The following is a 26,356-nucleotide window of genomic DNA, read 5'->3' on the forward strand; positions in this document are numbered from 1 at the left end:
CCTCGCGGAACTCCGGGGAGAATTTCCTGCGACGTTCAGCCATGTGGCACACACTCCATTCCGTGTACAGTCTATTAGATCGACTGCCCGGAATTCTCGGGGCGCCTCAAAGGTCGGCCAGGCGGACGGACTGGTTGTTCAACTGGCGTGCGAGGTCGGGCGGCTGGTCAGTGTTGCGGCGTAGCTGGTCGATGGTGAGGCCGGTGAGGGTGGCGGCGGTGTCGGTGAGGCGCAGGGAGAAGTTGGGGAAGGCGTCCAGAATCGCGGTCAGGTCATGCAGGGGGAGCTGGGTGACGGCGGAGCTGATCGGTGGCTGAGTGAGGAGGCCGGCGAGGAGGGCGGGAACGCCGTTCTGGTGGGCGGCGGCGCGAGCGAGGACGATGAGCGCCTGAGTCAGCTGGCGGGGGCGCGCGGTGGCGAGAACGTCGGTGGCGAGCTGGGGGTAGGGGTCGCTGCCGGCGGTGAGCGTGTGGCTGACGAGATGTTCGGCGATGCGGTCCGGTTGCAGGGCTCCCCAGTAGCGGTCGTCGGCTGCCGGGTAGAGGTGGTGCAGCCACTCGGCGAGGGTGAGTCGCGAGGCGGGTGGCTCCTCGCGGAGGTCGGCGAGCCGGCCGACGGTGTCCACCGCCTCGGCGCGGTCCGCGGCGCCGCACAGGGCGGCGGTGACGACGGCCCAGCGCAGCAGGACATCCGGAAAGCGGGGTGCCAGGCCGCGGGCGGTGGCGCTGGCCGTCCAGTAGCGCTGCTCGTGGCCGAGCAGCACATCCGCGACATCGTCGCCGGCGCTGGCCTCGACGGGCCGGGGGCCGGCCTGCAGCAGAGCGGTCAGTGCGGCCATCTGCAGGGTGAGAGCCAGGGCGTACCGGTTGGCGTCCAGATCGCGAGGGGCGGGAAGCCTGCGGGCGATGGTCGGCCAGTCGGCGGTGGAGTCCGTTCGTGCCCAGACGGTGGCCAGGTCGATCGCGGCATGGTGGAAGGCGTCGGCGCGGGTGCCGTCCGGCTGCAGGGGCGGCAGAGGTCGGGGTTCGACGGTGGCGCACAGGTCCGGGAACTGCGAGCGGAGCTGGGCCCACCAACCGCTGTCCCTCGACGCGGAGCGGGCCAGCAGCAGCGCCCGCACGGGCGCCGCGGTCCGCTGCCGCAGGATCCGGAGCAGGGCGTGCGTCTGGTCGTGGCGGGTGTCGGCGTAGTCGACGACGATCAGCACGGGCGTGTTGGTGTCAGCCAGGATGGTGATCTGGTCGGTGGTGGCGTCGGCGGCGAGGAAGCCGGCGACCCAGCCAGCGGCGGCCAGATCCGCGCAGACCTGCTCGGCGAGGCGGGTCTTGCCCTGGCCGCCCGGTCCGGTCAGCGCCTGCACCTTGGCAGTGGTGCCCGGGACCCTGGTGGCCGGCTCGGTCGAGGGCACGCACCAGGAGGTGAGGGCGCGGCGTTCGTCGTGGCGGCCGTAGAAGCCGACGACCGCGCGCAGGGGGTGCAGCAGCAGGGCGGGGGAGTCGCCCCAGTCGTCGATCGTCTCCGTGAACAGGCGGTGCAGCTCCACCGACTCCAGCGCCAGCGGCCGCCCGCCGGTCAGCGCGTCGCGGAACGCGGCGTCGGCGGCGAGGACCCGCAGCGGGGTCGCGCGCAGGCGACGCTCCCCGAAACCGCCGGTGCGCAGGGTGAGGATGCCGAGGAGCAGCCCGTCCGCGAACAGGCCCGCACCCGACATACCCGACCAGGGCGATGACTGGCCCGAGCGGGGCGGCGGTTCCGCGGGGAATTCGCGGATCAGCACGTCGTAGCGCCGACCCTGCTCATCCACCCCCGGGTTGACAGGGCCGGTCGCATGGTCCCGGACCCGCTCCTCGCCGTCCTTCAGGCTGCGGGGGAAGCCCTGTGCCTCGCAGTCCACCTGGCCGGCCAGGCCAGTCAGCCGGCTGAACCGCACCGGCGGCAGCGCGGGCGGCTCCCATCCGTCGCCCTCGGCGCCGACGCGGAGAACCGCGACATCCATCGCGTCGGACAGGTCGGCCCAGGAGACCGTCGCGGGCCACCAGCGGGCCGAGCCGGACAGCCGCACCTCCAGCGGGCCCAGCACCCGGCCGCCCGGCTCCGCGATCACATGGGCCGCGGTGAGGACCAGCCGGTCCGACACGAGCACGCCGGAGCCGACCGACACCTCCTCGTCGGACAGCCGCGCCCGGACGGCGACGACCCGCCCGGACGGCACCCCCGCCCCCATCGCCGGACCCCGACGACTCAGCCGCGTTCCCGATCCCGGATGCGGGCCGGACCGCCGGTGGCACCATCCTGCGGCTTCAGTACCAGCTTGAGCCGGTGCGTGGACGCGGCGGACACTCCGCCTTTGCCGCCGAGGGTGACCACCCCGAACCGCACCCCGGCCTCGCCGGCGCCGTCCCGGCGAACCTCGAGCGCGAACTCCAGCTCGACGGGCTCGACCTCGAACCGGAACCGCGGATGATCCCCCGCCGCGTCCGCCGCCGCCTCCAGCTCGGCCCGCAGCGCCCCGACCGCCTCAGCCAGCCCGACCCACGGCTCATCCGTCACGACATCCCCGATCACCGAAACAGGTGACCGAATGCTCGCACATCACCACAACAAGCCAGTCGACAACCCCGAACGGAGTCAGGGTGACGCTCCGATCGGATAGGACGACAGCTGGCCACAGGATGTGGCTCGCGTCGCCGTGCGATGGCCTCCTACCTGCGCGTGGTTCGTCCGAGATGTGGCTTACGTGACCGGCTGGCGGCCGGTGCTGATCATGGCCGCTCCGGGTGACGGTGGCTGGGGGTGCGGCCGCCGGCCGAGGGGACGGGACCTGGAGATCACAACTCCGCACCTGAGCTAGCCGAAGACCTCGATGGGGCAGGAGGCCGCGCCGCTGCGGGCGATGCGGGCGTCGCTGGTGATCAGGGGTAGGCCGAGCGCCTCGGCGAGCGCGACGTACTGCGCGTCGTACGCGCTGAGGTTGTGGTGCAGCTCGCCGACCCGCCGCCACAGTGCGAAGGTCTCGTGCCGTTCGAGCGGTAGCACCTGGTAGTCGGTGATGGCTCTGGTGGTTTCCCGCTCGGTCAGCCGGCGGCCTCGGCGCATCCCGTACAGGGCCGAGAGGACCTCGTAGTCGAGCAGGCTCGGCGCCGCGAGCGAGATCAACCCGGCGAGTCGGCGCCGGACGGCGGCACCGGCATCGCCGTGGTCCGTCAGGGTCCTCACCAGAGCCGAGCAGTCGATCACCGCCGCGTCGCGGTTCAACGGCTCGCCCGGCCCTCGTCGATCGCCGCGAGGATGTCCGACGTGGCGACCTCGGACGCGGTCGTGGCGTCAAGACGGGCCATCATGCTCGCCAACGTGGGCGTGCGTGCCTCCCGCGTCACCAGGTCGAGGAGGTACGCCTGCAGGCTGCGTCCACCCTCCGCGGCCTTGGCCTTCAGCGCTTCGAGGGTCGCCTCGGGCACGTCCCGGATGGTGATCGCCGTCATGGTCGCACCCTAGCCCGTGTGCCTGCGTTATGCAGGCACACGTCGAGGTTCGCTGATGCGGGGAACGGCGGCACCGTGTCGCGAACCCCGGGTTCCCTGTCCGCTTTGCCCCGGAATTCGCGACACAGACTGCCGTAACGCTGCCATGACCCGCCTCGCGGCGAGGATCGCGACGTTGGCAACGCAGGGGATGCGATCTCTGCGGCGCCGTGATGGACCGGTTGTGATCGCCCGCGACATGAACGCCGACGTGACGTACGATTTCCTGTACAAGTGGCCGAGAGCTCGGGAGGCTCGATGAGGACGATGACGTACTCGGAGTCGCGCGCACGTTACGCCGAGACGCTCGACCGCGTGGTGCAGGACCGGGAGGAAGTCGTGATCACGCGAGCTGGCCACGAGCCCGTGGTCATCGTCTCCCTCGACGACTACCAGTCGCTCAAGGAGACGGCCTACCTACTCCGCAGCCCGGAGAACGCGCGGCGCCTGCTCACCGCCATCGACCGGCTTGAGAGCGGTGGCGGAACCGTGCGGGATCTGGTGGAATGAAGATCGTCTGGGACGAGAACGCCTGGGATGACTATGTGTGGTGGCAGGGGCAGGACCGTAAGATCCTTCGCCGCATCAACGCTCTGATCCAGGACATCGCCCGGAACGGCAACGAGGGAATCGGTAAGCCGGAGCCCCTGAAACACGGGTTCCAGGGGTACTGGTCTCGCCGCATCAACGACGAGCATCGTCTTGTCTACCGGACGACCGGAGACGAGATTCGGGTCGCCCAGTGCCGATATCACTATGGCCGGTAGTTCGCGTGCCCGGACCTGCCCAGCGGGATTCGACCCTCGGCCAGCGTGGTGGTTCACCGCGCCCGCCGTGGGCGCTGCTGGGGGAGGGACCGAAGTGAGGGCCAGCGGGTTCTGAGGGCGTCGTGCATGGCCGCGGTGAGCTGGCGCAGTCCGTCGTGCCCGCCCTCGTGCACGGTCAGGTGGTGGACGACCGCGAGGCGGTGGGCGAGGCGCTGGCGGGCGGTCGCCGTGCCCCAGCGCCAGTCGCGGTGCGGGATCGTGGCGAGGTGGTCGCGGGTCCCGCGGTGCGCAAGCTGTACGAGGGAGTCGCCGCGTAGCAGCCAGCCGGCGCAGGCGTCGGTCAGATCGTCCGGGACGTCGGTTCTGGTGTGGTGGTGCCAGGTAGCGCGGTAGGCGGCCTCGGCCTCGGCCAGTAGTCGGGGCGGCGGAGCGGTGGCGCACCAGCAGGTCGGGAATCCGATGCGCAGGTAGGCGAGCTCGACGAGGCCGTTGCCGAGGGACGCCTGCTCGAAGTCGATGAACCGGATGCCGTCACTCGTGTGCAGATCGTTGCCCGGGCAGGGATCGCCGTGCAGCAGGGCCAGGCCCGGGGTGTTGGTCAGGCGTGGAGCGTCGGCCAGCCCTGGCGGGCGGGTCAGCCGTTCGACCAGGCCGTACAGGTCGGCGCGCGTCCCCGCTGGCGGGGTGACACCGAGAGCATCGGCGAGGGCGACGAAGGCGTCGACGTCGGGCTCGGTCGGTCCGGACCAGGCCGGGAGCGCACCCGGATCCGCCGCCCTGGCGCAGGAGTGGAGCCGTGCCAGCGCCTCGGCGTAGCCGACCACCCAGTCCTCGCCGGGTCGTCCGGGCTGCACGTGTTCGACGATGAGGAGGCGCCGGGCCGGGTCGGTGCCGAGGAGTCTGGGCGCCACCGGCGGGGTGACCTGGGACGCGAGTCTCAGCGCGGCCACCTCGCGGGCGTACCGCTCGGCTGCCCGCGGCGCGTCGACGAACTGCTTGACCACGGCACGCCCGCCGACACCGGCCAGCTCCACCCGCCACACCCGCGACCGCGGGCTGCTGCGTAGACGACGCACCCGCCGAGGCGCCCCCAGATCAGCCCGCAACTCCTCCCGCACAGGCGGCCGCGACCACATGACCACTAGAATGGAATATCCGCCGGTAGCACGACGGCCCTGCGGGCGAGCACCGCTTCGGCGAAGATGTCGGGTGGCCGGTAGTGATGCCCCTCGACGTAGTGGAACACCAGGTTAGGCGCGAGCAACAGTTCCCCGCCGGCGCCGACCACGCCGATCTCGGCGCCGACCACGCCGATCTCGGCGCTGCCGAGCCGGGCTTCTTCGCCCCCTCGATGGGCGATGCAGATGGGGGCTGTCATCGTGGCGTGTGGTAGCAGGCAGTTGTGGAATCCCCGGATCGTGGCCGGCTGCACCAGGTGCCTGCCGGACCGCTGCTCGGTCACAACCTCCTGCGGCTGACCCCGGCCGAGCAGCAGACCCGGCGATGAGCGACGCGGCGAGGACCTGCCCGCGGCTCGACCTCTCAGCCACGCTGACCTACGTTGACCACTCCGGCCGCGATCTGCCCGCGCGCCGGAGTTCCGAGTGAAGGAGCCCCATGGAGGGAATCGACCCCGCGGTGCCGCCGAGCGGCACGGGCTGCGCCGACTGCGAAGCCATGAACCCGCCCAGCTGGTGGTTCCACCTGCGGCGGTGCGCCGAGTGCGGACGCGTCGGCTGCTGCGACTCCTCGCCCAACCAGCACGCCAGTGGGCACGCCGCGGCCACCGGTCACCGGTTCGTGCGCAGCTTCGAGCCGGGCGAGAAGTGGTTCTGGGACTACGGCGAGCAGGTCATGTACGAAAGCGGCCCCGCGCTCGCCGCTCCCGAGCACCGTCCGCTGAGCCAGGGCGTGCCGGGCCCGGCCGCGCGGGTGCCCGGTGACTGGGCCGAGCACCTGCACCGGTGACCGGTCAGGCGTCGATGTCCGCGGCCGCGGCGAGCACGCTGCCGAGCAAGCCCGGAAAGCGGGCATCGAGGTCGTCTCGCCGCAGCTGGACGGCGTGCTCCCGGCCCCGCACCCGCGTCGAGGTGACCCCTGCTTCGCGCAACGTCCTGAAGCGGTGCGACAGCGTGGACTTGTGGAGGTCCAGCTCGTACTCCTGCACGGAACAGGGGTGGTAGCGGTCGTCGGCCAGGGTGCGCAGGATCCGCAGCCGCACCGGATCGGCCAGCGCCTTCAGCACCGAGACGAAGTCGATCCGGTCCTGCTCGGGCTCCGGGAAAGCGCGCAAGCGCAGGACTACGACGCCCTGTTCGTGCCGGGTGGCCTCGCCCCCGGCGAGTTGCGCAGGAACGAGGCGGCGCTGGACTTCGTCCGTGAATCCGCGGCAACCGGTCGGCCGGTGGCCGCGCTGTGCCACGGACCCCAGGTGCTCATCAGCGCCGGGCTGGCCGAAGGCCGCCGCATGACGTCCTGGCGGGACGTCGCCCCCGAGATACGCGCCGCCGGCGCCACCTACGTCGACGAGCCGACCGTGGAGGACGGACAGTTCATCACCGCCCGTAAACCGGGGGACATGCCGGTGCAGATGCACCACCTTCTCGAGGTGCTCGACGAGCGTCGTGAACACTGCCCCGGTTCCAGCCGGAGGCGATCGAGGCGAACCTGCGGGTCGTCGACCAGGTGAGGCGGATCGTCGCGGCCAAGGAGGCCACGCCCGCCCAGGTCGCGCTCGCGTGGGTTCAGGCCCAGGGCGCGGTCGCGATCCCCGGCACCCGGCACCGCTCGCGCCTCGACGAGAACGCCGCGGCCGTCGACCTGGTGCTGACCGCGGACCACCTCACCGCCCTCCGGCGCGCGGTGATCGAAACCGGGGTCGCCGGTGAACGGGACACCGAGGCCGGCTTGGCCCGGATGCACGCGTGATCGGCACAGTGTCCGCCCTGCCGGCTCAGACGTCGGCCGGCTCGTCGAGCACGGTCAACCCTTCGGCGGCCAACGATGCGATCTGCAGCTCCTGCGGAGTGAGCTCGTCCCGACCTCCGATCCTTGGGGAGACGGTGGCGGGCGTGCCGCCGGCGGCGGTGAGCTCAGCGTCCGCCCGCGCCGCCCAGCCCCGCCCCCCGGCATCCTCGAAAGCCGCACTCGCCGCGGCGAGGTGGTGGCGGGCTGCGGTGATCCGCCCGGGCAGCGGCCTCGGCCAGCATCGTCTTGCCGATCCCCGCCTCACCGGCGATGATGACGGCCTGCCCCGTGGCCGTCATCATGTCGATCAGATGAGTCAGCACCGACATTTCCGACGAGCGGCCGATCAGGAGACGTCATCCGTTCTTCCCAGCTGTCCCGCATGAGGACAAAGTCGGCGCCGCCGGCTGTTGGGGCAGGCCACGACACGTCAGCACCACACCACTCCGGAATTCGGCGCCACGAGAGAAAGAACATCGATGACTGAGCCCAAGCCCGTCCTCGAACCGGTCGCCCAGGCCTTCGCCGACGCGAACTCCACGCCCCCGTTCCTATACCAGATCTCCCCGGAAGAGGGCCGCAAGATCGTCGACAGCGTGCAGGCCAATCCCGGCCAGGTGCCCGACGCCGACATCTCCGACCTGACGATCACCGGCGGCCCGACCGGCACTGTGCCGATCCGGATCGTCCGCCCGGCCGGCGCGACCGGTGACCTGCCCGTCATCCTTTATGTTCACGGCCTCGGCTGGGTCTTCGGCGGGCCGCAGACCCACGACCGGCTGATCCGCGAACTCGCGACCGGGACCGGGGCGGCCGTGGTGTTCCCGGACTACAGCCTCTCGCCCGAGGCGAAGTACCCGACCGCGATCGAGCAGATCTACGCCGCGGCGGAATGGATCCACACCCACGGTGCCACGCAGAGCCTGGACGCCAGCCGGGTCGCCGTCGCGGGCGACTCGGTGGGCGGCAACATGGCCACAGTCACCACGATCCTGGCCAAGCAGCGCGGTGGCATCTCCTTCGCCGGCCAACTGTTGTTCTACCCGGTGACCGACGCAAGCTTCGACACCGGCTCCTACCACCAGTTCGAGACCGGCTATTTCCTCGCCCGCGAGGGCATGCAGTGGTTCTGGGACCAGTACACCACCGACCCGGCGCAGCGCGCCGAGATCACCGCATCGCCGCTGCGGGCGACGACCGACGATCTGGCGGGCCTTCCCGAGGCGTTCGTCATCGTCGGCGAGGCCGACGTGCTGCGCGACGAGGGTGAGGCGTACGCGGCCAAGCTGCGCGAGGCCGGTGTGCCGGTCACCGCGGTGCGTTACCAGGGCATCGTGCATGACTTCGTCGGGCTCAACCCGTTGCGTGGCAGCCGTGCCGCGCAAGCGGCGATCACGCAAGGCATCGGCTTCCTCGCCGGCGTACTCGGCACCGCCTGAGGGGCGCCGGTTACAGGCTTGGGCCGTTCCGCGGGCTCACACCTGTAACCAGCCGCTTGCCTGGCCGTCCCGCGTCGAGGTCGATGACGATCACGGGTTTGCGCGACCTCGGCCTTCGACACGGGTCAGCACCTCGACACAGCGCCGCGGACAGCTGCTCTCGAGCCTCGGGCACACGTCGTTCCCGGCGCAGCCACCGGCCGTAAGCCAGTTGGGTCCGTGCCTGTTCCAGTACTGCCAGCCCATCGCGTCCCCGCTCGAGCGACGCTTCAAAATGGATGGCGACCTGGTTGCCTTCGGCGAGCAATGCTCAGCATCGCTGCACCAGCATGTCCAGATCTGGTGACCTCAACCAGGTGGCATCGCGTTCGGCTCCCTCGAGCATTCGTCGCGCCGATGCGACCTTGCCCGAGCCGACTGAGGCGCCCGCTTGCGCTATCGTCGAGCAGGCAGCAGGCGCTGGGACGAGAGCACAGAGGAGGGTCGCATCCTCATGCACGAGATCGCACCGGAGTCGCCGTTCGCCTTGCTCTCGGACGACGAAACCCGCGCCTGGTACGCGTACATGAAGGTGCACTTGCGGTTACGGTACGAGATGAATCGTCAGCTGCGGGCCGAGCATGGGCTCTCCCTCGCCGATTTCGACGTTCTCGTGGCCTTGATCAGCGACGAGCACGCGACTCTCTCGGTTTCCGATCTGGCCATCCGCATCGGGTGGGAGCGCAGCCGAGTCAGTCACCACATCCGCCGCATGGCCGACCGGGGCCTGGTCGAGAACACAGTCAGCGAGACCGACAAGCGGGTCACCGTGGTGTCGCTGACATCTGCAGGGCGCGGCACGCTCGCCGCGGCGTCTTCCAGTCACGTCGAGCTCGTGCGGACGATGTTCCTCGAACCGCTCGACAGTCGGCGAACCCGGCAACTCGCCGAGTTGTTCGAGCAGATCTACGACAACCTCATTGCACACGGCACATTGCCGCGCCCCGCCGACCACCCATGATCCACGTTGCGGTTGTCCCCGTCATCGTTGCCGTGCAAGAAACTCCGGCAGCCGCATCACCGATGGCCGCAACCGGGCGGTGGTGCCGAAGTCCGCGGCGTACGACGGTGGCTTGCCGAACCACTCGTACATGGCTCTCTGATCATCGTCCTCGATCTCATCTATCCGGTCCGCCTCGAACCGCGTCGGCACACCGGACTCGGCCTGCAATGCCTCAGCGATCTCCTCGGCGGTGAGCTCGTCTCCGCCGATCTCCAGGCTTCCGTGGGGAATCTTCCCTGCGTCCATGACAGCCGTCGCGCAGATCTCCCCGATGTCCTCGACCGCGATCATCTGCAACGGGACACCGGGGAGCAACGGATACCGAAACACCCGTTGCCGGTCGTCGCCGGAGACCGGAGACCAGTTGATCAGGTTGTCCATGAAGAACACCGGCCTGATCACCGTCAGATTCACTCTCGAGCCACGCGAAGCGACGTCCCGCAGGTCGGTTCGCACCGTCACCGCGCTGCCACGCTCGATCACGGGGTGATGATCGTGTAGACCTTCGCGATGAGCCCGTTCTCGACGAGGCAGATGTCCATGCCTCTCGCGGCCGGCGCCTGCCCTTCGGGTCCGAAGTGCCAGGCCAGGAAGCCGAGATCGTGGTTGACGAAGATGGGTCCGCCTTCGGTGAACGCAAAACCGGGTGCTTCGTCGAGCAGCCTCTGCGCCTTGGCGTTCAGGGCTTCGCGCCCCACGACGACCTCTTCCGGGTCGGCGAAGACGACGTCTTCGGTGTAGGTGCGCTCGACCGCTGCGGCGCGCAGCAGCGGGTCGCGCTCGCCGAAGACTTCGTGCAGGTTCGCCTTCATCAGCGACTCGATCTCGTCGGACATGGTTCTCCCATTCTCGTCTTACGTGAAGTGTCATCTAATCGTGATAGGCGGTCAAGGCCAAGCCCCGGTCGTCGCGGACCTCGACGGGCCGGCCGAAGGGCAAGCAGCCCGGCATGGCGGGGACGACCCGCGCGATGGTCGATGACCCGGACGGGATCCGCACGGCCGACCCGTCGCTATGCGGGGACTGCGGATTCCCGCTGGCCGGGGCGCCGCGGGCCACGACGCGGCGCCACCAGATCGTCGAACCGCCGCCTCCGCTGCACGCGTGGTGCGGTGCTCACACGTTGCGTGACCTGCGGTCCATCCACGACGGCGACCCCGACGGGCAGCTGTGGGCCGAGGCGATGGCGACGACGCTGCTCGACGCCCACCACGCCGCGTGCGACGCCCGCGACACCGCGCAGAACGCACTCGCGCCCGAGGCCGTCGCCTTCATCCGCAACCACTATCGCGACGCGCTCGCCCGCGGTGAGACCGACAACCACGGCGACCTGTCCTCGCTCGCCCACGACGCCCGCACGCTGATCCGCCGGATGCGCCGCGAGGAGGACATGATCCTCCGGTTCGTCGTCGACCCGACCGTGCCGTTTTCTAACAACCAAGCGGAGCGCGCCGTCAGGCCGGTCAAGGTTCAGCAACGAACCTCCGGTGGGTGCTGGCGGACCCTGGCCGGCCTCGTCGACTTCGCCGTCGTGCAGTCCTATCTATCGACCGCCGCCAATGGGGCCTGAACACCCGCGACGTCCTCGAACGCCTCTTCGCAACTGGTCTCTGGCTACCGCCCACTACTTTCCAGGTGGTTAAGCCGGACGCGCGGGCCTCGACGAAACAACGGGCGCGACCACTAGAGCGGAATATCCGCCGGTAGGACGAGGGCCCTGCGGGCGAGCACCGCTTCGATGAAGATGTCGGGTGGTCGGTAGTGGTGTCCCTCGACGTAGTGGAACACCAGGTTCGGCGCGAGCAACAGTTCCCCGCCGGCGCCGACCACACCGATCTCGGCGCTGCCGAGCCGTGCTTCTTCGCCCCCTCGATGGGCGATGCAGATGGGGGCTGTCATCGTGGCGTGTGGTAGCAGGCAGTTGTGGAATCCCCGGGTACGGATGATGGAGTGGTGGGCGCAGAGATAGAACAGGGCGTCGAGGAAGGCGCCGTCGGGAAGTGCGGTCGGGAATTCGTGCTCGGGCGCCAGCCAGCCGACCGTGAGCGCCGGAGTCCCAGGCGGCGGCCAGCCCTTGATCCTGCATATCGCATCGAATCGCGGGTGTGTTGCGAGATCCTGCAGGTATGGCATTGAAGAGCCTTTAGCGTCGTCCCTACGAGTCGACGGCCACGGGAACGGACACGCTGGCGGCGGACGCGCCCGTGGCCGCTGGGGCGCCGGATGCCAGCCCAGTCGCCGGGCAGAGCGAATTTCGCAGCAGCTATGGTTCGCCCTGGTAATTGACAGGGCGAACGTATCCCGGTGAGGCTAGAGTAGAAAGTTCGTCGGTAGGACGACGGTCCTGCCGGCAAGTACCGCTTCGATGAAGATGTCGGGTGGCTGGTAGTGGTGTTCTTCGACGTAATGAAAAACCAGGTTCGGTGCGAAGAGCAGTTTTCCATCGGCGGCGACCACGCTGATCTCAGCGCTGCCGAGCCACGCTTCTTCGCCGCCGCGACGGGCGGGGTAGGGGGCGGCTGGCTTAGCGGTGTGCGGCAGCGCACAGCTGTGGAAGCCCCTGGTGCGCAGGATCGAGTGGTGGGCGCAGAGATAGAAGAGGGAATCGAGGAAAGAACTCTCGGGAAAGGCGGTCGGGAAGTTGTGCTCGGGTGCCAGCCAGCCGACCGTGAGCGCCGAAGTGCCGGGCGGTGGCCAGCCAAAGTTCCTCGACATGTCTTCAAGATTCGGGTATGGAGTGAGATCCGGCAGGTATGGCACTGAATAGCCTTCCATGTCGTTTCCTCTGGTGTCCCTGGCGGGCGGTGCTGGTCTCTCCCCTTCGATGTTCCCTACCAGTCCTCGACAACTCGGCAGGCAGCCCAGTGCCAATCACCCATATTTGGTTCCAGGAGTTCGGATAGCCGTGTCGACCTGTCCACCGTTCTGGAGGTGGGGGCTATGTGGAGGTCCGGGCCAGGTATGAGCGAATAATCGGGAATACTGCTGCCGGCGGGGTAGACGAACTTTTCATAGTGGTTTATGCCCGCCCCCTCAAAGTATTTCATGGTCGCAATATCATTTGTCTCGATGGCATATCCGAGCTGATCGGATATCGGCATACCATGTCGAATGTACATCGTCAGGCTGGTGCCTTCGGGGATGGTGACGGTCGAGGGATCGCCGGGCCGGATCGCCCCGTGGCCGGCGAACACGGGCCGAGGCGGTGCCGGGAGTAGATCAATCCCTTCTGTGGCAGGCGGGGTGACGTGGTCGATCCCGAGACCACCCTGCGTGAAAGGCGCCCGGTGGGCGAAGGCGCGGCCGCCGGCGCCGGCGAGGCCGCCCGTGGCGCTGCTGATGGTCAGCTCGGTGAGGTTGACGTGGCCGGGGTGGGCGAGTTGTTGGGCGGCGAGGTCCTCGGCGCCGCCGGCTGCCGCGCCCGAGCCGGCAGCGGCGAGATAGGAACCACCGGCGGACAGCAGTCGGGTGGTGCCCTGGCCGACGCCGCCGCCGACCGCTCCGGCGATGCCGCCAATGGCCACGGCGCGGGGATCGAAGTGGCCCGTGACCAGGCCGATGCCGCCGGACGTGGCGGCCCCGACGAGAATGCCGGCGCCGATGGCTTGGCCGCCGGGCACGAAACACAGACCGACGCCGGTGGCGACGACCCCCACAGCGGCCAACGAACCCCAGGGGTCCTCCCGGATGTTCGTCCAGGCCTTCTCGAAGACACCGGCGCGCTGCTGGGAGAGGTAGTCCTGGTATTGACTGTCGGTGAGTGGGCGCTGGCCGGTGGGATCGAGGAAGCCGACCGGATTGTTCCAGGCGTACTGATACGGGTTGGCGGCGCCGGGCATGCCGGGTACGTGCGGAAGCGGATCTGTCGACAGGAACGAACGGGTCGCCGGGTCCAGGACGCGTTCGCGTTGCCAGACGAGACCGTTCACCGCGAGCTCGCCCCGAAACCCGATCGTCGCACCCTGCTCGGTGGCCGGATCGGTGGCCGGCGTGGTCTCGCCCCAGGGGTCATGGGGACCCTGGGCGCCAGGTGGCTGTGTCTCCGGCGTGACCCATCGATCGCCGAGTCGGCGGGCGTGGCCCGGCCCGGCGAGGGAGTCCCACAGCACGGGGGTGCCGCCCACGGCGATCGGAGCGCCACCAGCGTCGGTGACGAGCCGGGTCGTGCTGGCGCCGGTGCGATGGACAGCGTCCAGACGCCCGAGGTCGTCCCAGTCGTAGCTGACGGTGCGGCCGTCGCTGCGCCGTTCGGTGCGGCGGCGGCCGGCCGCGTCGTAGGTGTAGACGGTACGGATCCGCTTTTCACCCTCGGCGGTGTCGAGGGTCTCGGTCAGTTGGCCGGCGGCGTCGTAGTGGGCCTGTCTGGTCTGGGTCGTCGTCGTGCCACCAGCCCGAGACCGTTCTTCGGTGATCAGGCGCCCGCCGAGGTCCCAGCGGTAGCGGTGTTGACCCCAGGGGCCGTCAGCCTGGATGAGCTGCCCGGCCGCGTCGTAGGCAAAGCGAACCGGTTGGCCCGCCACGGTGGTTCGGACAAGACGGCCGTCGGCGTCGCGTTCCCCGGCCTGGGTGGCCGCGGTCCGGGAGGGCACGCGCAGCCGGCCCCGGTCCGGGTCGATGACGGCATCAAGATCGCCGTCGGCGGCGTACTGGTAGCGCAGGCCGGGCGCGCCGGGGACTCCCACGGTGGTGACACGGCCGTCAGGATCATGGTCCCAGGCGATGGTTCCGGCGGCGGTGGTGCGACGGGTCAGCCGGCCGACGGAGTCGTAGCGCAGCCGGACATCACGGCCGCCGCCCTCGCGGGCACGGAGGAGACGACCGGCGGGATCGTAGTCGTAGGTGATCTGCGAGGTGTCGGCCGTGAGTGGTCCGCGGCCGGTGATCCGCCCGGCCCGATCTCGCCAGATGCGCGCGCCCGAGCCATCGGCGTGCTGAACGGTGTGGAGCAGGCCGTCGGCATCGCGGCTGATGGTCGTGGTCCGGCCCAGCGGATCGCTGCGGGTCGCCAGCCGGCCGACGGGGTCGTAGCCGAGGCGCGTGGTGCCACCGAGAGGATCGGTCCAGGACGCCAGCCGTCCGCGCAGGTCGTAGTGATAGGAGCTGACGACGCCGCGGGGGTCGGTGATCTCGGTCAGTGCCCCGCGGGCGTCATAGCGGTAGCGGTAGGTGGCGCCGCCGGCCAGGGTGAGCCGGGCTGGCAGGCCGAGTGGGGTGTTCTCGGCGACCACGCGGCCGCCGGACGGGCCGGTGATCGCCGAGACGGCGCCCAGACGGTCGTACTCCCAGCGCATGGTGCGCCCGTCCGGACGGACGAGGGCGCTGAGCCGACCAGCCGCGTCCCATTGGTAGCGCTCGGTGGCACCGGAGGGCAGGCGCGTCTCGGCGAGCCGTCCTGCCCGGTCGTAGCGATAGGTGATGGTCCGCCCGGACGGTGAGGTGATGGCGGCCTGGCGTCCGCCCGGCGTCCAGACGTAGGAGGTCTGGTTACCGGCGGGATCAACGACCCTGACGAGCCGCCCGGCCGCATCATGCTCGTGATGGGTGCGCGCGCCGGTTGGATCGGTCTGGCTGACAAGCCGTCCCACGCGGTCGTAGGTCCGCTGCCAGGTCTGACCGCCCGGCCCAGTGATCGCGACCAGGCGACCGCGTCCGTCGTGTTCATGGCGCCAACCGGCGCCGGCCGCGCTGGTACCGGTGGTCTCGTGACCGTCGGCGTCGTAGCCACGCCGCAAGGTCGCGCCGGCCGGATCGGTGACGGCGACCAGACGGCTCAGGCCGTCGTGGGCGAACGTGAACGCGTTCCCGTCTGGTGCCACGACCTGGCTGGTGTTACCGAACCGGTCGTAGTCGAAGCGCACGGTCGAACCGAGCGGATCGACCACCTCGCTGACACGGCCCGACGGGCCATGGGCCGACTGCCACCGGCTCCCGGCCGCGTCCACGTAGGTCTCGGGACGGCCGGCGGGGGTGTGACCGAACTGGCGCGTCAGCCCGGCGAAACGCTCCAGGATCACCCGGCCGGCCGCGTCGGTCTCCCAGTCCCGAACCTGCCCATCCGGGCCGGTCATCCCGACCAGCCGCCCGGCCCGGTCGTAGCGGAAGGTCGTCTGCCCCCCACCGCGGGTCCAGATGCGGGTGGGCTGGCCGTCGTCGTTCCAGCGCAGGTGACAGGCCACACCGTCCGGATCGACGATGCAGGTCGGCAGGTCGTCGGCGCTGACGGTCAGGCGGGTGACGCCACCGGTGGGATCGACGATCTCGGTCGGGGTGCGAAACGCCGCGGCGTAGGTCCAGCGGGTCTCGTGCCCGCCGGAATCGCTATGCGCCAGCAGACGACCGGCCGCGTCCCAGGTGAAGGATTCGTCGAAATCCTCGGGGCCCGTCCGCCGGATGAGGTTGCCGGCGGTGTCATATTCCATTGCCCAGCGCGCACCAGAACGCTCCTGAACGCCGACCAGCCGGCCGGCCACGTCGAAGCTGCGGCGCGTCACGTGGTCGGCGTCATCGACGACGGCCGTGAGCCGGCCGGCCTGATCGTGCTGGTAGCTGTTGATCGCGCCGCCGGATTCGTCGCTGACGATCGTGCGGTGTCCGCCCGAGTAGCGGAAACGCGTCAGCCGCCCCTCGGGGGAACGCTGGCTGATGACGCGGCCCGCCTCGTCATAGTCGGTCTGGACCAGCTCGACACCGTCGGCATCCACGACTCCGAGCAACAGGCCGGCCCGCGCCCGATAGCTTCGTGTGCCGCTTGGCCCGCCGCTGGCTTCGATCAGGTTCGCCGCATCGTCATAGCGGTAGCGAACCGACCGGCCGTCGCTGGTGCGGACCCCGACGATGAGGTCCCGGCTGGTGTCCCAGTCCAGTGTCAGATAACGGCCCGAACGAAGCTCCGACATCCGGACGAGCCGGTCGTTCTCCCAGGCGAGCACACAGGCGCGGGGACCGGACTCGATCCGGACCGGCCGGCCGGCGGGGTCGTACCACCAGCTCTCTTCGGAAGCCTGCCCGGCGTCGCGCACAAAACGGAAGCCTCCGGCCGCCGCTGCATCCGTCGCCGGCCCCCGGGTCGGCGCCGTTGGCTGGTCAGGTTCGGGCTGGTGTTCGGTGGCGGGCGCGATCTCGTTGGGGCTTCCCTCCGCCGAATCTGAGGGGGCGGCAGCCAGGCAATAAAGGACGGCACCCAGCAACGGCATGGGGGAGGGATCGCCCGCGGTCGGGCGCCGCACCAGCGATTCCGCGCCGTCCGGAGACCGCCACCGCACGACGTCCGCGGTGAGGTCGAGAGCGGTGTCGGCCCAGCAGCTCCAGCCCAGACCAAGAGCACCGCGGTCGGCGAAGGCTCGTGAGTTGTAGGTGCGCCGCCAGCCCAGGCCGGCAGCTCTTCCCGGCATCGGCAGGTCCAGTTCGGACTCGACGAGGTTGCCGTTGGCCGTGCACACCGGGTCCTCGGCGAAGCCGCTGTCCAATGGGCGGCCCCGAATCTCCGGAGCATCCACCGTCAATGCTGTTGACGGCAGGGCGCCCACACCAGCCTTGGCCAGCGCGGCGGCAATCATGGTATCTCTGATCGTGACTATTCCGGCCGCTGTTCCTGGGGAACCGCCGTCCGCCGCGACAAAAGCCCCCTTGACACTGTCGACGAACCGCTCGCGCTCCTGGGCGTCGATCAGGTGGGTGGACATCTTCGCCCACAGGTCCGGATGGTTCAACGTGTACTGCGAGCCGAACGCCGACACCACCGAGTCGTAGCGGCTCTGTACCGCCGAAACCGCGCCTGACAATTCGGTCCGTGCCGCCGCAGCGTCGGTGACGAAGGTCTGCAGGTCGTCCGGGTCGGCCGCGCTGGTGGTCACCGGTCAACCGGCCGAGTAACCAGGAATGATCAGGCGATGCGTCACCGCGGTGCCTCCAGTAGCTCGGGTCAGGATGATCGAAAGCCTGGGCGGTCGACGTCCGGCAACGGTCCACCTTGTACCATAAACCCGCTCTTCGCTACAAAAGTCCAGGTGGGGACACTCGGCGATGAAATTGCCTCGAGGTTGTGGTGCCTCGGCCGATTCCAGGACGGCGCCCGTCAAGCCCGGTTATGGGCAGGGTCGCTGTCACTGGTCGGAGGACGACGAGTCGTTCAGGGAGACGGCTTATCTGCTTCGCAGCCAGGAGAACGCCCAGTGCCTGGTCATCGCCATCGACCGGCTGGAGAATGGCGGCGGAGCTGTGCGGGATCCGGTGGAATGAGTCATCCGGACCGCCGTGCTTCCCCGCCGGTCATCGGCGGGGGAGATGGCGGGTGTGGGTGTAGGGGCGGCGGCCGAAGGCGAGGATCCTGGCGGGGTGAACGGCGTAGACGTGCGCGATGCCCTCGCCGCCGGGATGCCGGAAGGCGCCGTCATGGACGTCGAAGCGCCAACTGCCGTCCCATTTGGTGCGCCAGGCGGCTGCGAGGCGTTCCAGGGTCGCCGCGTCGGTCACGCGGGAGGCCGTGCCCTCGACCATGACGTCGAGGCCGCTGTCCCAGGTGTCGGTGCCGGTGGTGATGACCACGTGGGGGTTGGCGGCGAGGTTGACGGCCTTCTGCTCGGCCGGGCCGGTGCTGAAATGCAGGGCGTCGTCGAGCCAGACGGCGACCAGGGGGGTGACGTGCGGCCGGCCGTCGGCGCGCACCGCGGAGATCCAGCTGATCTGGGCGGCCTCGAGCACGGCGCGGGCCTGCGCCCAGGTGGTGGCCTGAGTGCCGGCGTCGCTGAAGCGCTCGTCGAGCTCGGTCAGCGGCTCATCGTTCATAGTCGCCTCGCTTCCCCGCGGGGCCGGTCCGCAACCGCCGTGGCGCCGGTGCGGCCGGTGGGGCGGCACCCGCCGCCAGCCGTCCGGCCCGGTCCGGGTGACGTGCTCTCTGGCCATCGATGTCGCCAGCCGTCCGCCGTGGCCATGCGGGAGGATTGATATCTGTTGCCGGTTGAGCGCCGGATAGCGCCGGGTGATGCCGTATGATCGTGAGTGTGAACCTCAAGGAGTGGGCTGTCGTGAACGGGGTCGGGTACTCGACCGCCCGACAGTGGTTCCTTGACGGCAAACTGCCGGTGCCCGCCCGCAGGGTCGGGGGGCTGATCCTCGTCGACGAACCCGCGCTGCCAGCTACCGGCACGACGGCGGTGTATGCCCGGGTGTCGTCCGCTGACCAGAAGCCGGACCTGGACCGGCAGGTCGCGCGGATCGTCACCTGGGCGGTCGGGCAGAACCTTCCCGTTGGCAAGGTGGTCACCGAGGTCGGGTCGGCGCTGAACGGCCATCGCCGGGAGTTCCTCGCGCTGTTACGTGACCCGCAGGTGACGACGATCGTCGTCGAGCACCGGGACCGGTTCGCCCGGTTCGGCGCCGAGTACGTCGAGGCGGCGCTCGCCGCATCTGGCCGGCGGCTGCTGGTCGTCGACCCGGCCGAGGTCGACGACGACCTTGTCCGGGACGTCACCGAGATCCTGACGTCGCTGTGCGCCCGGCTGTATGGCCGGCGCGCTGCGACGAACCGAGCCCGCCGGGCCGTCGAAGCCGCCACGGAGGCGTCCGAGTGAGGACGCTTGCGGCGTACCGGTTCGCCCTCGACCCGAACGACGCCCAGCTCGCCGCGCTGTCCCGGCATGCCGGCGCGGCCCGGTTCGCGTTCAACTGGGGTCTGGCCCGGGTGAAGGCCGCGCTGTCGCAGCGGGAGGCAGAGAAGTCCTACGGCATTCCTGACAGTGCGCTCACTGCCGTGCCGTGGACGCTGCCCGCGCTGCGACTCGCCTGGAACCAGGTCAAGAACGACGTCGCCGGGTGGTGGGCGGTGTGCTCGAAGGAGGCGTTCTCCGCCGGCCTTGACCACCTCGCTCGGGGGCTGAAAGCGTTCTCCGACTCCCGCAGGGGGAAGCGGAAAGGCCGCAGAGTCGGGTTCCCCCGTTTCAGGAAGCGCGGGAAGGGCCGCGACAGCTTCCGGTACACCACCGGCGCCTACGGCCCGGCCGGCGACGTGCGGGTGAAGCTGCCCCGGATCGGCCGGGTGAAGGTCTGTGAGTCGATGGGCGCGCTTACCGGTCGGCTGGCGGGCGGTTCGGCACGGCTGCTGGGTGCGACGGTGTCGCGCAGCGCCGGCCGCTGGTTCGTGTCGTTCACGGTCGAGGTGGACCGGGAGGTCCCCGCCGGCCCGTCTCCGCGGCAGCGCAGGGCCGGGCCGGTCGGCGTCGACCTCGGAGTGAAGCATCTCGCTGTCCTCTCCACCGGCGAGACGATCCCGAACCCGAAGCATCTCGGCGGGTCGCTGCGCCGGCTGCGTACCGCGTCGCGCGCTTACGTCCGGTCGAAACCCGGTTCGGCCGGCCGGCGCAAGCGGGCCGGCCGGCTCGCCCGTATCCACGCTCGGGTCGCCTGCCAGCGCCGTGACGGGCTGCGCAAGCTCACCACCCGGCTCGCGAAGAACCACGACACGATCGTGGTGGAAGACCTGCATGTGACCGGAATGGTCCGTAACCGGCGGCTGGCCCGTGCGGTCGCCGACACCGGCATGGCGCAGATCCGCCGCCAGCTTGCCTACAAGACCGGCTGGTACGGATCGACCCTCGTCGTCGCGGACCGCTGGTACCCAAGCTCGAAGACCTGTTCCGGCTGTGGCTGGCGAAACCCAAACCTGACGCTGTCGGACCGCACCTTCATCTGCCAGTCCTGCAGGCTCGTCCTCGACCGCGACCTGAACGCCGCGGTCAACCTGCGTTCCCTCGTCGCCGCCAGTGCGTCGGAGACGGTAAACGCCCGTGGAGTCGACCGTAAGACCCGCGCGAGCGGGCGGGTGGCTGCGAAGCGGGAACCCGGCACCGCGCGAGCGGATCAGACCGGGAGTGCCTCGCCGAGAGGCGGGGCGGCATGACCGCTAGCACATCTGGCGCTCTCATGCAACGGTTCAGGGCATCTGTCGCATATGGGCGAAGAGGAGTGGCGATGCAGCTACCGGGTGTCGGGACCGAGGCCACCGACGGGGCTGGTACGCGTTCCTGGGTAGATCACGGGTCGGGAGAGGATCCGCCGACGCAGCCCTCCGCCATCCCACCGCTCCCCGTTCTGACGGCGACCGAGGCCGGGCCGCCGAGTGCCCCTCAGTCTCCTGTCGCGCCAGACACACCGGGCACGCCAGACAGCCCGGGCGCATGGGGTGCGCCGTCGGCGCCGGGAGCCACGCTGGCCGCGTCACCGGCGCAGGGAGCGAAGCCCCCGGCGGGCGGGCCCGCCCCCGAGCGACCCGAGCGCCGCCGCAGGCGCCTGATCGCCGCGACGTCAGGTGCGGTCGCCCTGGTCGTCGCGATCGCGCTCACGGTGTGGGCGACGGCCAGATCGGGTGGTTCGCCGTCGGGCGGGCACGAGGCCGCCGCCGGTAACGCGGGGTCGGCCTCGGTCCCGTCGAAGGGGTCACGTTCGGCTGCGGCCGAGGCGGCGAAGGACGCGATCGGTGGGGCCGGCGGCGCGGGCGGGGCCGGCGACGCGGAGGGAACAGGAGCAGCCGTCGGGAGGGCGCCGAGCCCGGCCGGAGCCATCGAAACCGCGCTCGATCCATCGTCGCTGCCGGTCCGGTCGGCGACGGGTGGCCCGGGCACGAGCGGCGGGGGATCGGCTCCGGGCGGATCAGGCTCGGCGGGGACGGGCTCCGGCGGGACGGCCCCGGGCCCCGCGCGGGTGCCGACACCGGCACCGAACCCGAACCCGAAGCCGAGCCCGAAGCCACCCGCGCCCGCGCCGTCATCGGCGCCCGCCTCGAAGGCCAACCCATACACGCCAAGCCAGGTCTGCGGTGCCGGCTACTCCCAGATCGACCAGCAGGCGCTGGGCAGCACCGCCAAGATCTATCTCCTGTACGACGGCACACGGAACTGCGTGGTGACGATGAAGTACGGAGCCGGGGTGGGCACCGCCCAGGCGATGACCGCCTGGGTACAGGTCCAGGGATCCTCCACGAAGCAGGTGGACTCCGGCAGCTATGCGTACTACGCCGGCCCGAAGTACGTCACCGCGCCCGGCCGGTGCGTGAAGTGGGGCGGAACCTACGCCGGCACTTCCTACACGAGCGGCTGGGAACACTGCGGGTAGCAGTCGGCGCGGACCGGCCGGCTGGCCGGTGACGGCGTTCCGGCCAAGCCAGCTGGGCGGCGGAGGAGGCCGCAGGTCGGCCAGGGCATGACTCGATCGTGCGTGCCCGCGGCCCGGCGGGGTCGGGACAGGATAGCCGGCGGATTGCCTCGTGGCGATGGTGCCCCCACCGTGAGGGGACGTTCCCGGCGTCGATAGGTTGACGTCACTTCCTTCTCGGGAATCGGGGACGAAAGGCGGTCGCGATGACAGGAGCGGTACCGCCCGACTCGTCGATCCCACAACTGCTGGTCACCGTTGGAACAAGGGTGTACCCGGTTGACGCGCCCCACGAGTTCACGTTCGGACGTGCCCCGGACAACACGTATCGCCTTGACGGCAATGATCTGGAGACTCCTCGGTACGTCGGCGCCCTCACATTCCATGTCCGGCACTGGTGGGTTGTCAACAGGAGCACAAGAAACTCGTTGACCGTGTTCGAGGACGGCCTTCGGGTGACGTTGGCCCCTGGTGAGTCGCGGCTGCTTTTCAGACCAATAACGCTGTGGGCGGCCGGCCGAGGCCGTGGTCACTGGCTGGACATCGACCTGCCGGCCGTTTCCGGCGGGTACCGGCGTGGTGGAAGGGCCGGCCGCGGGTCGAGGGCGGCGGGTGCGGACCGGTCGGCGCCGGCGTCGCCCGCCTGGGCGCGGGACATCGAGGAACCGCTGCTGGAGCCCCTGTTCCGGGCAGGCGGCCCGTCCGAGCCGATGCCCGCGCCGCGATCCCCTCGCGTCGTCACCGCGCCGCGGTCGGGTGGCAGAGTTCCTGGTCCACGAGGGTGGTGACGGCCTGCTGGGCCTGGTCGCCGTTGTCGCCGGTGCTGGCGACGACGACGGTGCGGTGGGTGTCGGGGTTGATGCCGTCCCAGATGTGGAAGCCGGGTACGTCGCCCGGGTGGCCGTAGTAGCCGCCGCCGCAGGACAGCGGGAGCCAGCCCAGGCCCAGGCCGTAGCGCACGCCGGGCGCCAGTGAGTCGGCCGGGATCGTGGTCTTCATCGCGGTGAGCGTCGCCGGGGCGAGCAGGCGGCCGCCAAGCAGGGCCGTGTAGAAGCGGGTCAGGTCGTCGGTGGTGCTGATCATGGAGCCGGCGGCGTCGGCGGCGGTCGGGTTGAAGACCGTGACGTCGACGGGGGTGGACGTGCCGAAGGTCGAGTACCCCTCGGCGTGCGGGCCGAGCAGGAACGGGAAGGCGCCCGGGGTGAACGTGTGCCGCAGGCCCAGCGGGCGGATGATGCGCGCGTTCACCTCGTGGGCCCAGCTCTGGCCGGCGACCCGGTGGATGATCATCCCAGCGAGGATGTAGTTCGTGTTCGAGTACGACATTCTGCTGCCGGGCGCGAAGCCGGGCGGATGCTTCATCGCCATCGCCACCAGTTGCTGCGGGGTGTAGCTGCGGAACCTGGCCGCCCTGTATCCGTCGGCGCTGGTCAGCTGCGTGAGGTCGTCGGTGTAGTTGTAAATGCCGCTGGTGTGCTGTAGCAGCTGACGGACGGTGATGCGACTGCCGTCGTTGCCGTTCCCGGTGACGGTCCCGGGCAGCCAGCGCGCGACGGTGTCGTCGAGGGACAGCCGCTTCTCCTGGACGAGCTGCAGTATGACGGTGGCGACGAACGTCTTCGTGGTGCTGCCGATGCGGAACTTGGCGTCCAGCGGCACCGGCGCGCCGGAGGTGAGGTCGGCGACGCCGGCCCGCGCGCGGCGGCTGCCCGCCGGCGTCGTCACCTCCGCGAGGACGCCGACCGCCCCGCCGTCGTGGATCGCGTTCACCTGGCGTTGCAGCGCATCGTCGTGCTGGCCGGTCCGTGGCGCGGAGCTGGGGGTGGCGCTGGTCGCAGGGGTGGGCTTCGTCGCGGCCGCGGCCGCGACGCCGGCGGCGAAGGCCGGGGCCGTGGAGGCGAGGGCGACCAGCGTCGCCAGCGCGGCCGTCGTCGCGGCGACGACCGCTCGCGGCAGGAGTCCGCGCGCGGCGAACGTGGGCTGGTGGCCTGGCGGCGTGAGCGGTTCCGCGAGGTCCCGCGGTGTCGAGGTCATGACCCAGACGATCTCAACGGGCTGGCGGACGCACAGCGGTGCGCGCACCCGTCTTGCCGGTGGGGATGGCCCCCGCACCGAAGCTGACCGTCGCACTACCTACCCGGCTGGCACGAGCTCTGGTTGGGCTCTCGAACACTCAGCTGAGCAGAGTTCGCAATTCCTCAGCATCCATACCGGCCTGGCGAAGAATTGATGCGAGAGTACCGGTCGCCAGCTCGCGGTGAAGCGGAACGATCACGGTTCGGGCTTCGGTCTTGCTTCGGAGCTTGCAGTGAGAGCCACGGGTGCTCACCTCGTCGAAGCCGGCCCGACGCAACGCCCGAACCACCTCCGAGCCCGAGACTCGGGGTAGCGCTGATGTCACGCGGAAAGGCGGATGTCGACGGGTGCGACGATCGGACCGTCGACGGAGGCTGCGGGGATCGGCTCGTCCTCGAAGTACAGTTCCAGCGCCTCACGGAGGTTCGCCAGCGACTCCTCCACGCTCGGTCCCTGACTGGTCACCTCAACCTCGAGGGCCCGCGCCACATACCAGTCGCCTTCGTGTGTGACGACAGCGGTCAGCCGGACAGCTCGCTCCATGGAGATCATTCTAGTACCGGCGAGTGCGCATCGCGCGAGTTCCCTCCGGCGACGCGCACCCGAGTCGGCGACAGGTTGGGTGACCTGCCGGGACGCGGCCGGTAGTCGACGTCGACGTGTTCCATGTCTGTCCGAGTTGCTGGTCCCCCGCGGATCCCGTCTCGTGTCTCGGCTTCGGGTTGTCGGCAGCTGTCGACAGGCGTAGGCTCCCCCGCATGCCCGACAGCACGAACGCGCTGGTCACCCCAGGTGCGAAGGCGGAGCAGCTGTACGAGCGGATCAAGGCTGATCTGGTCGCCGGCCGGCTGACGCCGGGGCAGCGGCTGTCCGAGGCGTCGCTGTCCCGGCAGTACGGGGTGAGCCGCTCGCCGATCCGCGAGGCGACGATCCGGCTGGAGACCGAGGGCCTGATGGAGCGGCGCGGCATGGTCGTCCGCGTCCGGGAACGGTCCCCCGAGGAGATCGTCGACATCTACCGGGCGCGGGTGTTCCTGGAGGGCGCGCTCGCCGCCGACGCGGCGACCCGCCACCGCGACCTCGACCTTCTCCGCCTGGAGCAGGCCGTCATCGCGGAGGCGGGCATCGATCCGGCCGACAGCGCCGCCACCGTGCGCGCCAACCGCGCGGTGCACGACGCGCTCGCCGCCGCGGCTCACAACGCGACCCTCGCCGACCTGCAGCAGCGGCTCACCGCCCAGGTCACGCATTTGCCGGCCACCACGCTGAGCTTTCCGGGCCGCTGGGCGCATGCGCACGACGAGCATCGCCGCCTGCTGGCCGCGATCCGCGACCGCGACGCCGAGACCGCCCAGCGCATCGCCGAGGGCCACCTCGCCCGGGCCCGCGACCTGCGCCTGCGCCTGTTCACGACCGAGTCCGCGCCGGCCGTCACCGCGCTGGCGGCGCCGCGTTCGACCGAGACCGCGCCGCGTTCGACCGAGGCCGCGCCGCGGCCGGTGGAGGGAGACGCCTGATGAACCTTGGCGGGGACTTACGGGTCTACGCGATCCAGTACGCGCTGCGGGACGGCGTGGCGCCGGCGGAGGTGTTCCACCACGCCACCGCCGCCGACACCGAGCGGAGCATGGCCTACTACGTCTGGCTGATCGCCGGGTCGCGTGGCGCCGTCCTCGTCGACACCGGCTTCGACCGGGCGATCGCGAAGCGCCGCGGCCGCGAGCAGGTGCTGCGCGGCGACCCGCTCGACGCGCTGGCCGCTCTCGGCGCTCCCGCCGCCGACCTCGACGAGATCATCCTGACCCATCTGCACTTCGACCACTGCGGCGGGCTGGACCGCTTCCCGAACGCGCTGGTCCGCCTGCAGCGCCGCGAGATGGAGTTCTGGACCGGGCCGGCGGCCTCCCGGCCGTCGTTTCGCCGGGTCGTCGAGCCCGAGGACGTCACCGGCGTCGTCGTCCGCAACCTCGACGGCCGGGTGCTGTGGTCCGACGGCGACGAGACGCTCGCCCCGGGTGTCTCGGTGCACCGGGTCGGCGGGCACACCGCGGGGCTGCAGGTGGTGCGGGTCGAGACCGGCCGGGGCGTGGTTGTGCTCGCCTCGGACGCGAGTCACTACGAGGACAACCTGACCCAGGACCGGCCCTACTCGGCGGTCGACTCGGTGAGCGGCGCGCACGCCGCGTTCGACCGGCTGCGCGCTCTGGCCGGCCCCGACGGCCACATCATCCCGGGCCACGATCCGGCGGTGATGGCGCGCTACCCCGACGCGGCGGCGGGCCTCGAGGGCGTCGCCGTCGAGCTGACGGGTGGCCCCGTCCGCGCGGATCGCTGACGGAAGGCGGCTCTGCCACGGAAGCGGACACGGGCGTGGGCAAGGCCGCGGGCACGGACATGGGC

At 70.4% G+C, this 26,356-nt stretch carries 29 protein-coding genes and 1 pseudogene; 13 read left to right on the forward strand and 17 right to left on the reverse strand.

What is annotated here, in order from left to right; genetic code table 11:
* Window positions 1-106: 106 nt before the first annotated feature.
* The 4 genes from C1A33_RS20010 to C1A33_RS20025 form a co-directional block, all read right to left on the reverse strand.
* The gene (locus tag C1A33_RS20010) at window positions 107-2,224 is read right to left on the reverse strand and encodes a S1 family peptidase (RefSeq protein ID WP_101832969.1); all 2,118 of its coding nucleotides are present in this window, start codon (window positions 2,222-2,224) and stop codon (window positions 107-109) included.
* A gap of 17 nt (window positions 2,225-2,241) precedes the next feature.
* The gene (locus C1A33_RS20015; protein ID WP_101833003.1) at window positions 2,242-2,550 is read right to left on the reverse strand and encodes a trypco2 family protein; all 309 of its coding nucleotides are present in this window, start codon (window positions 2,548-2,550) and stop codon (window positions 2,242-2,244) included.
* A 297-nt stretch (window positions 2,551-2,847) separates the two neighbouring features.
* Window positions 2,848-3,237 (reverse strand): type II toxin-antitoxin system VapC family toxin, encoded by a 390-nt coding sequence (locus C1A33_RS20020; protein WP_279354673.1) that lies wholly within the window; start codon window positions 3,235-3,237, stop codon window positions 2,848-2,850.
* Window positions 3,238-3,251: 14 nt separating this feature from the next.
* Window positions 3,252-3,482 carry a FitA-like ribbon-helix-helix domain-containing protein gene (locus C1A33_RS20025; RefSeq protein WP_101832971.1) on the reverse strand — a complete coding sequence of 77 codons (231 nt, stop codon included), beginning with the start codon at window positions 3,480-3,482 and terminating at the stop codon, window positions 3,252-3,254.
* A gap of 306 nt (window positions 3,483-3,788) precedes the next feature.
* Between C1A33_RS20025 and C1A33_RS20030 the strand changes: the two genes are divergently transcribed.
* Together C1A33_RS20030 and C1A33_RS20035 are read left to right on the forward strand one after the other, a co-directional pair.
* Window positions 3,789-4,031 (forward strand): type II toxin-antitoxin system Phd/YefM family antitoxin, encoded by a 243-nt coding sequence (locus tag C1A33_RS20030; protein WP_243407743.1) that lies wholly within the window; start codon window positions 3,789-3,791, stop codon window positions 4,029-4,031.
* Complete coding sequence (locus tag C1A33_RS20035) at window positions 4,028-4,288, forward strand: Txe/YoeB family addiction module toxin (protein WP_101832972.1); 261 nt, start codon at window positions 4,028-4,030, stop codon at window positions 4,286-4,288. The genes C1A33_RS20030 and C1A33_RS20035 overlap by 4 nt, the downstream gene beginning before the upstream one ends.
* A 53-nt stretch (window positions 4,289-4,341) precedes the next feature.
* On the opposite strand, the gene C1A33_RS20040 is transcribed toward C1A33_RS20035, so the two are convergent.
* Complete coding sequence (locus tag C1A33_RS20040; RefSeq protein WP_243407744.1) at window positions 4,342-5,322, reverse strand: aminoglycoside phosphotransferase family protein; 981 nt, start codon at window positions 5,320-5,322, stop codon at window positions 4,342-4,344.
* Between the two features lie 107 nt (window positions 5,323-5,429).
* Window positions 5,430-5,750 carry a DUF7919 family protein gene (locus C1A33_RS20045; RefSeq protein ID WP_101832974.1) on the reverse strand — a complete coding sequence of 107 codons (321 nt, stop codon included), beginning with the start codon at window positions 5,748-5,750 and terminating at the stop codon, window positions 5,430-5,432.
* Between the two features lie 155 nt (window positions 5,751-5,905).
* Between C1A33_RS20045 and C1A33_RS20050 the strand changes: the two genes are divergently transcribed.
* Window positions 5,906-6,256: a UBP-type zinc finger domain-containing protein gene (locus tag C1A33_RS20050; RefSeq protein WP_101832975.1), complete on the forward strand. Its 351-nt coding sequence runs from the start codon at window positions 5,906-5,908 to the stop codon at window positions 6,254-6,256.
* A 4-nt stretch (window positions 6,257-6,260) separates the two neighbouring features.
* Here the strand turns inward: C1A33_RS20050 and C1A33_RS36830 are convergent, their stop codons facing one another.
* The gene (locus C1A33_RS36830) at window positions 6,261-6,710 is read right to left on the reverse strand and encodes an ArsR/SmtB family transcription factor (RefSeq protein ID WP_423748111.1); all 450 of its coding nucleotides are present in this window, start codon (window positions 6,708-6,710) and stop codon (window positions 6,261-6,263) included.
* Here C1A33_RS36830 and C1A33_RS38045 point away from each other — a divergent pair.
* Entirely contained in the window at window positions 6,606-6,977 is a 372-nt protein-coding gene (locus C1A33_RS38045) for a DJ-1/PfpI family protein (RefSeq protein ID WP_165818481.1), read from the forward strand. The genes C1A33_RS36830 and C1A33_RS38045 overlap by 105 nt on opposite strands.
* Complete coding sequence (locus tag C1A33_RS20065; protein WP_279354674.1) at window positions 6,956-7,216, forward strand: aldo/keto reductase; 261 nt, start codon at window positions 6,956-6,958, stop codon at window positions 7,214-7,216. The genes C1A33_RS38045 and C1A33_RS20065 overlap by 22 nt, the downstream gene beginning before the upstream one ends.
* A 164-nt stretch (window positions 7,217-7,380) precedes the next feature.
* Here C1A33_RS20065 and C1A33_RS20070 read toward each other — a convergent pair whose 3' ends face one another.
* Window positions 7,381-7,605 (reverse strand): ATP-binding protein, encoded by a 225-nt coding sequence (locus C1A33_RS20070; RefSeq protein WP_341477245.1) that lies wholly within the window; start codon window positions 7,603-7,605, stop codon window positions 7,381-7,383.
* Window positions 7,606-7,734: 129 nt separating this feature from the next.
* On the opposite strand from C1A33_RS20070, the gene C1A33_RS20075 reads away from it, so the two are divergent.
* Both C1A33_RS20075 and C1A33_RS20080 read left to right on the forward strand, forming a co-directional pair.
* Window positions 7,735-8,694, forward strand: coding sequence for an alpha/beta hydrolase (locus tag C1A33_RS20075; RefSeq protein WP_101832978.1), 960 nt, complete (start codon window positions 7,735-7,737; stop codon window positions 8,692-8,694).
* Between the two features lie 493 nt (window positions 8,695-9,187).
* Window positions 9,188-9,694, forward strand: coding sequence for a MarR family winged helix-turn-helix transcriptional regulator (locus tag C1A33_RS20080; RefSeq protein ID WP_101832979.1), 507 nt, complete (start codon window positions 9,188-9,190; stop codon window positions 9,692-9,694).
* A 21-nt stretch (window positions 9,695-9,715) separates the two neighbouring features.
* Here the strand turns inward: C1A33_RS20080 and C1A33_RS20085 are convergent, their stop codons facing one another.
* Complete coding sequence (locus tag C1A33_RS20085; RefSeq protein WP_101832980.1) at window positions 9,716-10,219, reverse strand: NmrA family NAD(P)-binding protein; 504 nt, start codon at window positions 10,217-10,219, stop codon at window positions 9,716-9,718.
* A complete protein-coding gene (locus C1A33_RS20090; protein ID WP_101832981.1) occupies window positions 10,216-10,572 on the reverse strand; it encodes a nuclear transport factor 2 family protein in 357 nt (118 codons plus the stop codon). Before C1A33_RS20090 ends, C1A33_RS20085 begins: the two co-directional genes overlap by 4 nt.
* A gap of 53 nt (window positions 10,573-10,625) precedes the next feature.
* Here C1A33_RS20090 and C1A33_RS20095 point away from each other — a divergent pair.
* Window positions 10,626-11,359, forward strand: a pseudogene (locus C1A33_RS20095) (IS66 family transposase); the annotation flags it as partial.
* 60 nt (window positions 11,360-11,419) lie between these two features.
* On the opposite strand, the gene C1A33_RS20100 reads toward C1A33_RS20095, so the two are convergent.
* From C1A33_RS20100 to C1A33_RS20115, 4 genes are all read right to left on the reverse strand, one after another.
* Window positions 11,420-11,869 carry a DUF7919 family protein gene (locus C1A33_RS20100; RefSeq protein WP_101832982.1) on the reverse strand — a complete coding sequence of 150 codons (450 nt, stop codon included), beginning with the start codon at window positions 11,867-11,869 and terminating at the stop codon, window positions 11,420-11,422.
* A 177-nt stretch (window positions 11,870-12,046) separates the two neighbouring features.
* On the reverse strand, window positions 12,047-12,511 hold the full coding sequence (locus C1A33_RS20105) for a DUF7919 family protein (RefSeq protein WP_133150748.1): 465 nt from the start codon (window positions 12,509-12,511) through the stop codon (window positions 12,047-12,049).
* Between the two features lie 56 nt (window positions 12,512-12,567).
* Entirely contained in the window at window positions 12,568-17,589 is a 5,022-nt protein-coding gene (locus C1A33_RS20110) for a putative adhesin (protein ID WP_101832984.1), read from the reverse strand.
* A 415-nt stretch (window positions 17,590-18,004) separates the two neighbouring features.
* Complete coding sequence (locus tag C1A33_RS20115; protein WP_101832985.1) at window positions 18,005-18,520, reverse strand: pyridoxamine 5'-phosphate oxidase family protein; 516 nt, start codon at window positions 18,518-18,520, stop codon at window positions 18,005-18,007.
* Between the two features lie 215 nt (window positions 18,521-18,735).
* On the opposite strand from C1A33_RS20115, the gene C1A33_RS20120 reads away from it, so the two are divergent.
* The 3 genes from C1A33_RS20120 (at window position 18,736) to C1A33_RS20135 (ending at window position 21,841) form a co-directional block, all read left to right on the forward strand.
* Window positions 18,736-19,305 (forward strand): IS607 family transposase, encoded by a 570-nt coding sequence (locus C1A33_RS20120; protein WP_101833007.1) that lies wholly within the window; start codon window positions 18,736-18,738, stop codon window positions 19,303-19,305.
* A complete protein-coding gene (gene tnpB / locus C1A33_RS20125) occupies window positions 19,302-20,630 on the forward strand; it encodes an IS607 family element RNA-guided endonuclease TnpB (RefSeq protein WP_101832986.1) in 1,329 nt (442 codons plus the stop codon). Before C1A33_RS20120 ends, tnpB begins: the two co-directional genes overlap by 4 nt.
* Window positions 20,631-21,430: 800 nt before the next feature.
* The gene (locus C1A33_RS20135) at window positions 21,431-21,841 is read left to right on the forward strand and encodes a serine/threonine protein kinase (protein ID WP_101832988.1); all 411 of its coding nucleotides are present in this window, start codon (window positions 21,431-21,433) and stop codon (window positions 21,839-21,841) included.
* A 777-nt stretch (window positions 21,842-22,618) separates the two neighbouring features.
* On the opposite strand, the gene C1A33_RS20140 is transcribed toward C1A33_RS20135, so the two are convergent.
* The 3 genes from C1A33_RS20140 to C1A33_RS20150 all read right to left on the reverse strand — a co-directional run bounded on the left by C1A33_RS20140 (window position 22,619) and on the right by C1A33_RS20150 (window position 24,499).
* A complete protein-coding gene (locus C1A33_RS20140) occupies window positions 22,619-23,914 on the reverse strand; it encodes a serine hydrolase domain-containing protein (protein ID WP_101833008.1) in 1,296 nt (431 codons plus the stop codon).
* 139 nt (window positions 23,915-24,053) lie between these two features.
* The gene (locus tag C1A33_RS20145) at window positions 24,054-24,281 is read right to left on the reverse strand and encodes a type II toxin-antitoxin system HicA family toxin (protein WP_101832989.1); all 228 of its coding nucleotides are present in this window, start codon (window positions 24,279-24,281) and stop codon (window positions 24,054-24,056) included.
* Complete coding sequence (locus C1A33_RS20150; protein ID WP_101832990.1) at window positions 24,278-24,499, reverse strand: type II toxin-antitoxin system HicB family antitoxin; 222 nt, start codon at window positions 24,497-24,499, stop codon at window positions 24,278-24,280. Before C1A33_RS20150 ends, C1A33_RS20145 begins: the two co-directional genes overlap by 4 nt.
* Window positions 24,500-24,714: 215 nt before the next feature.
* Between C1A33_RS20150 and C1A33_RS20155 the strand changes: the two genes are divergently transcribed.
* Together C1A33_RS20155 and C1A33_RS20160 are read left to right on the forward strand one after the other, a co-directional pair.
* Entirely contained in the window at window positions 24,715-25,473 is a 759-nt protein-coding gene (locus tag C1A33_RS20155; protein ID WP_101832991.1) for a GntR family transcriptional regulator, read from the forward strand.
* Window positions 25,473-26,291 carry an N-acyl homoserine lactonase family protein gene (locus C1A33_RS20160; protein WP_101832992.1) on the forward strand — a complete coding sequence of 273 codons (819 nt, stop codon included), beginning with the start codon at window positions 25,473-25,475 and terminating at the stop codon, window positions 26,289-26,291. The genes C1A33_RS20155 and C1A33_RS20160 overlap by 1 nt, the downstream gene beginning before the upstream one ends.
* Window positions 26,292-26,356: the final 65 nt, after the last annotated feature.

This window comes from Frankia canadensis, assembly GCF_900197875.1.
Lineage (GTDB): Bacteria > Actinomycetota > Actinomycetes > Frankiales > Frankiaceae > Frankia > Frankia canadensis.

Excerpts from the sequence above, each read along its gene's own strand:
- C1A33_RS20010 (WP_101832969.1), bottom strand. The coding sequence starts at position 2,224 with ATGGGGGCGGGGGTGCCGTCCGGGCGGGTCGTCGCCGTCCGGGCGCGG.
- C1A33_RS20150 (WP_101832990.1), bottom strand. The coding sequence starts at position 24,499 with ATGGAGCGAGCTGTCCGGCTGACCGCTGTCGTCACACACGAAGGCGAC.
- C1A33_RS20030 (WP_243407743.1), top strand. The coding sequence starts at position 3,789 with ATGACGTACTCGGAGTCGCGCGCACGTTACGCCGAGACGCTCGACCGC.
- C1A33_RS20155 (WP_101832991.1), top strand. The coding sequence starts at position 24,715 with ATGCCCGACAGCACGAACGCGCTGGTCACCCCAGGTGCGAAGGCGGAG.
- C1A33_RS20090 (WP_101832981.1), bottom strand. The coding sequence starts at position 10,572 with ATGTCCGACGAGATCGAGTCGCTGATGAAGGCGAACCTGCACGAAGTC.
- C1A33_RS20100 (WP_101832982.1), bottom strand. The coding sequence starts at position 11,869 with ATGCCATACCTGCAGGATCTCGCAACACACCCGCGATTCGATGCGATA.
- C1A33_RS20115 (WP_101832985.1), bottom strand. The coding sequence starts at position 18,520 with ATGAACGATGAGCCGCTGACCGAGCTCGACGAGCGCTTCAGCGACGCC.
- C1A33_RS20105 (WP_133150748.1), bottom strand. The coding sequence starts at position 12,511 with ATGGAAGGCTATTCAGTGCCATACCTGCCGGATCTCACTCCATACCCG.
- C1A33_RS20140 (WP_101833008.1), bottom strand. The coding sequence starts at position 23,914 with ATGACCTCGACACCGCGGGACCTCGCGGAACCGCTCACGCCGCCAGGC.
- C1A33_RS20050 (WP_101832975.1), top strand. The coding sequence starts at position 5,906 with ATGGAGGGAATCGACCCCGCGGTGCCGCCGAGCGGCACGGGCTGCGCC.
- C1A33_RS20075 (WP_101832978.1), top strand. The coding sequence starts at position 7,735 with ATGACTGAGCCCAAGCCCGTCCTCGAACCGGTCGCCCAGGCCTTCGCC.
- C1A33_RS20025 (WP_101832971.1), bottom strand. The coding sequence starts at position 3,482 with ATGACGGCGATCACCATCCGGGACGTGCCCGAGGCGACCCTCGAAGCG.
- C1A33_RS20035 (WP_101832972.1), top strand. The coding sequence starts at position 4,028 with ATGAAGATCGTCTGGGACGAGAACGCCTGGGATGACTATGTGTGGTGG.
- C1A33_RS20160 (WP_101832992.1), top strand. The coding sequence starts at position 25,473 with ATGAACCTTGGCGGGGACTTACGGGTCTACGCGATCCAGTACGCGCTG.
- C1A33_RS20080 (WP_101832979.1), top strand. The coding sequence starts at position 9,188 with ATGCACGAGATCGCACCGGAGTCGCCGTTCGCCTTGCTCTCGGACGAC.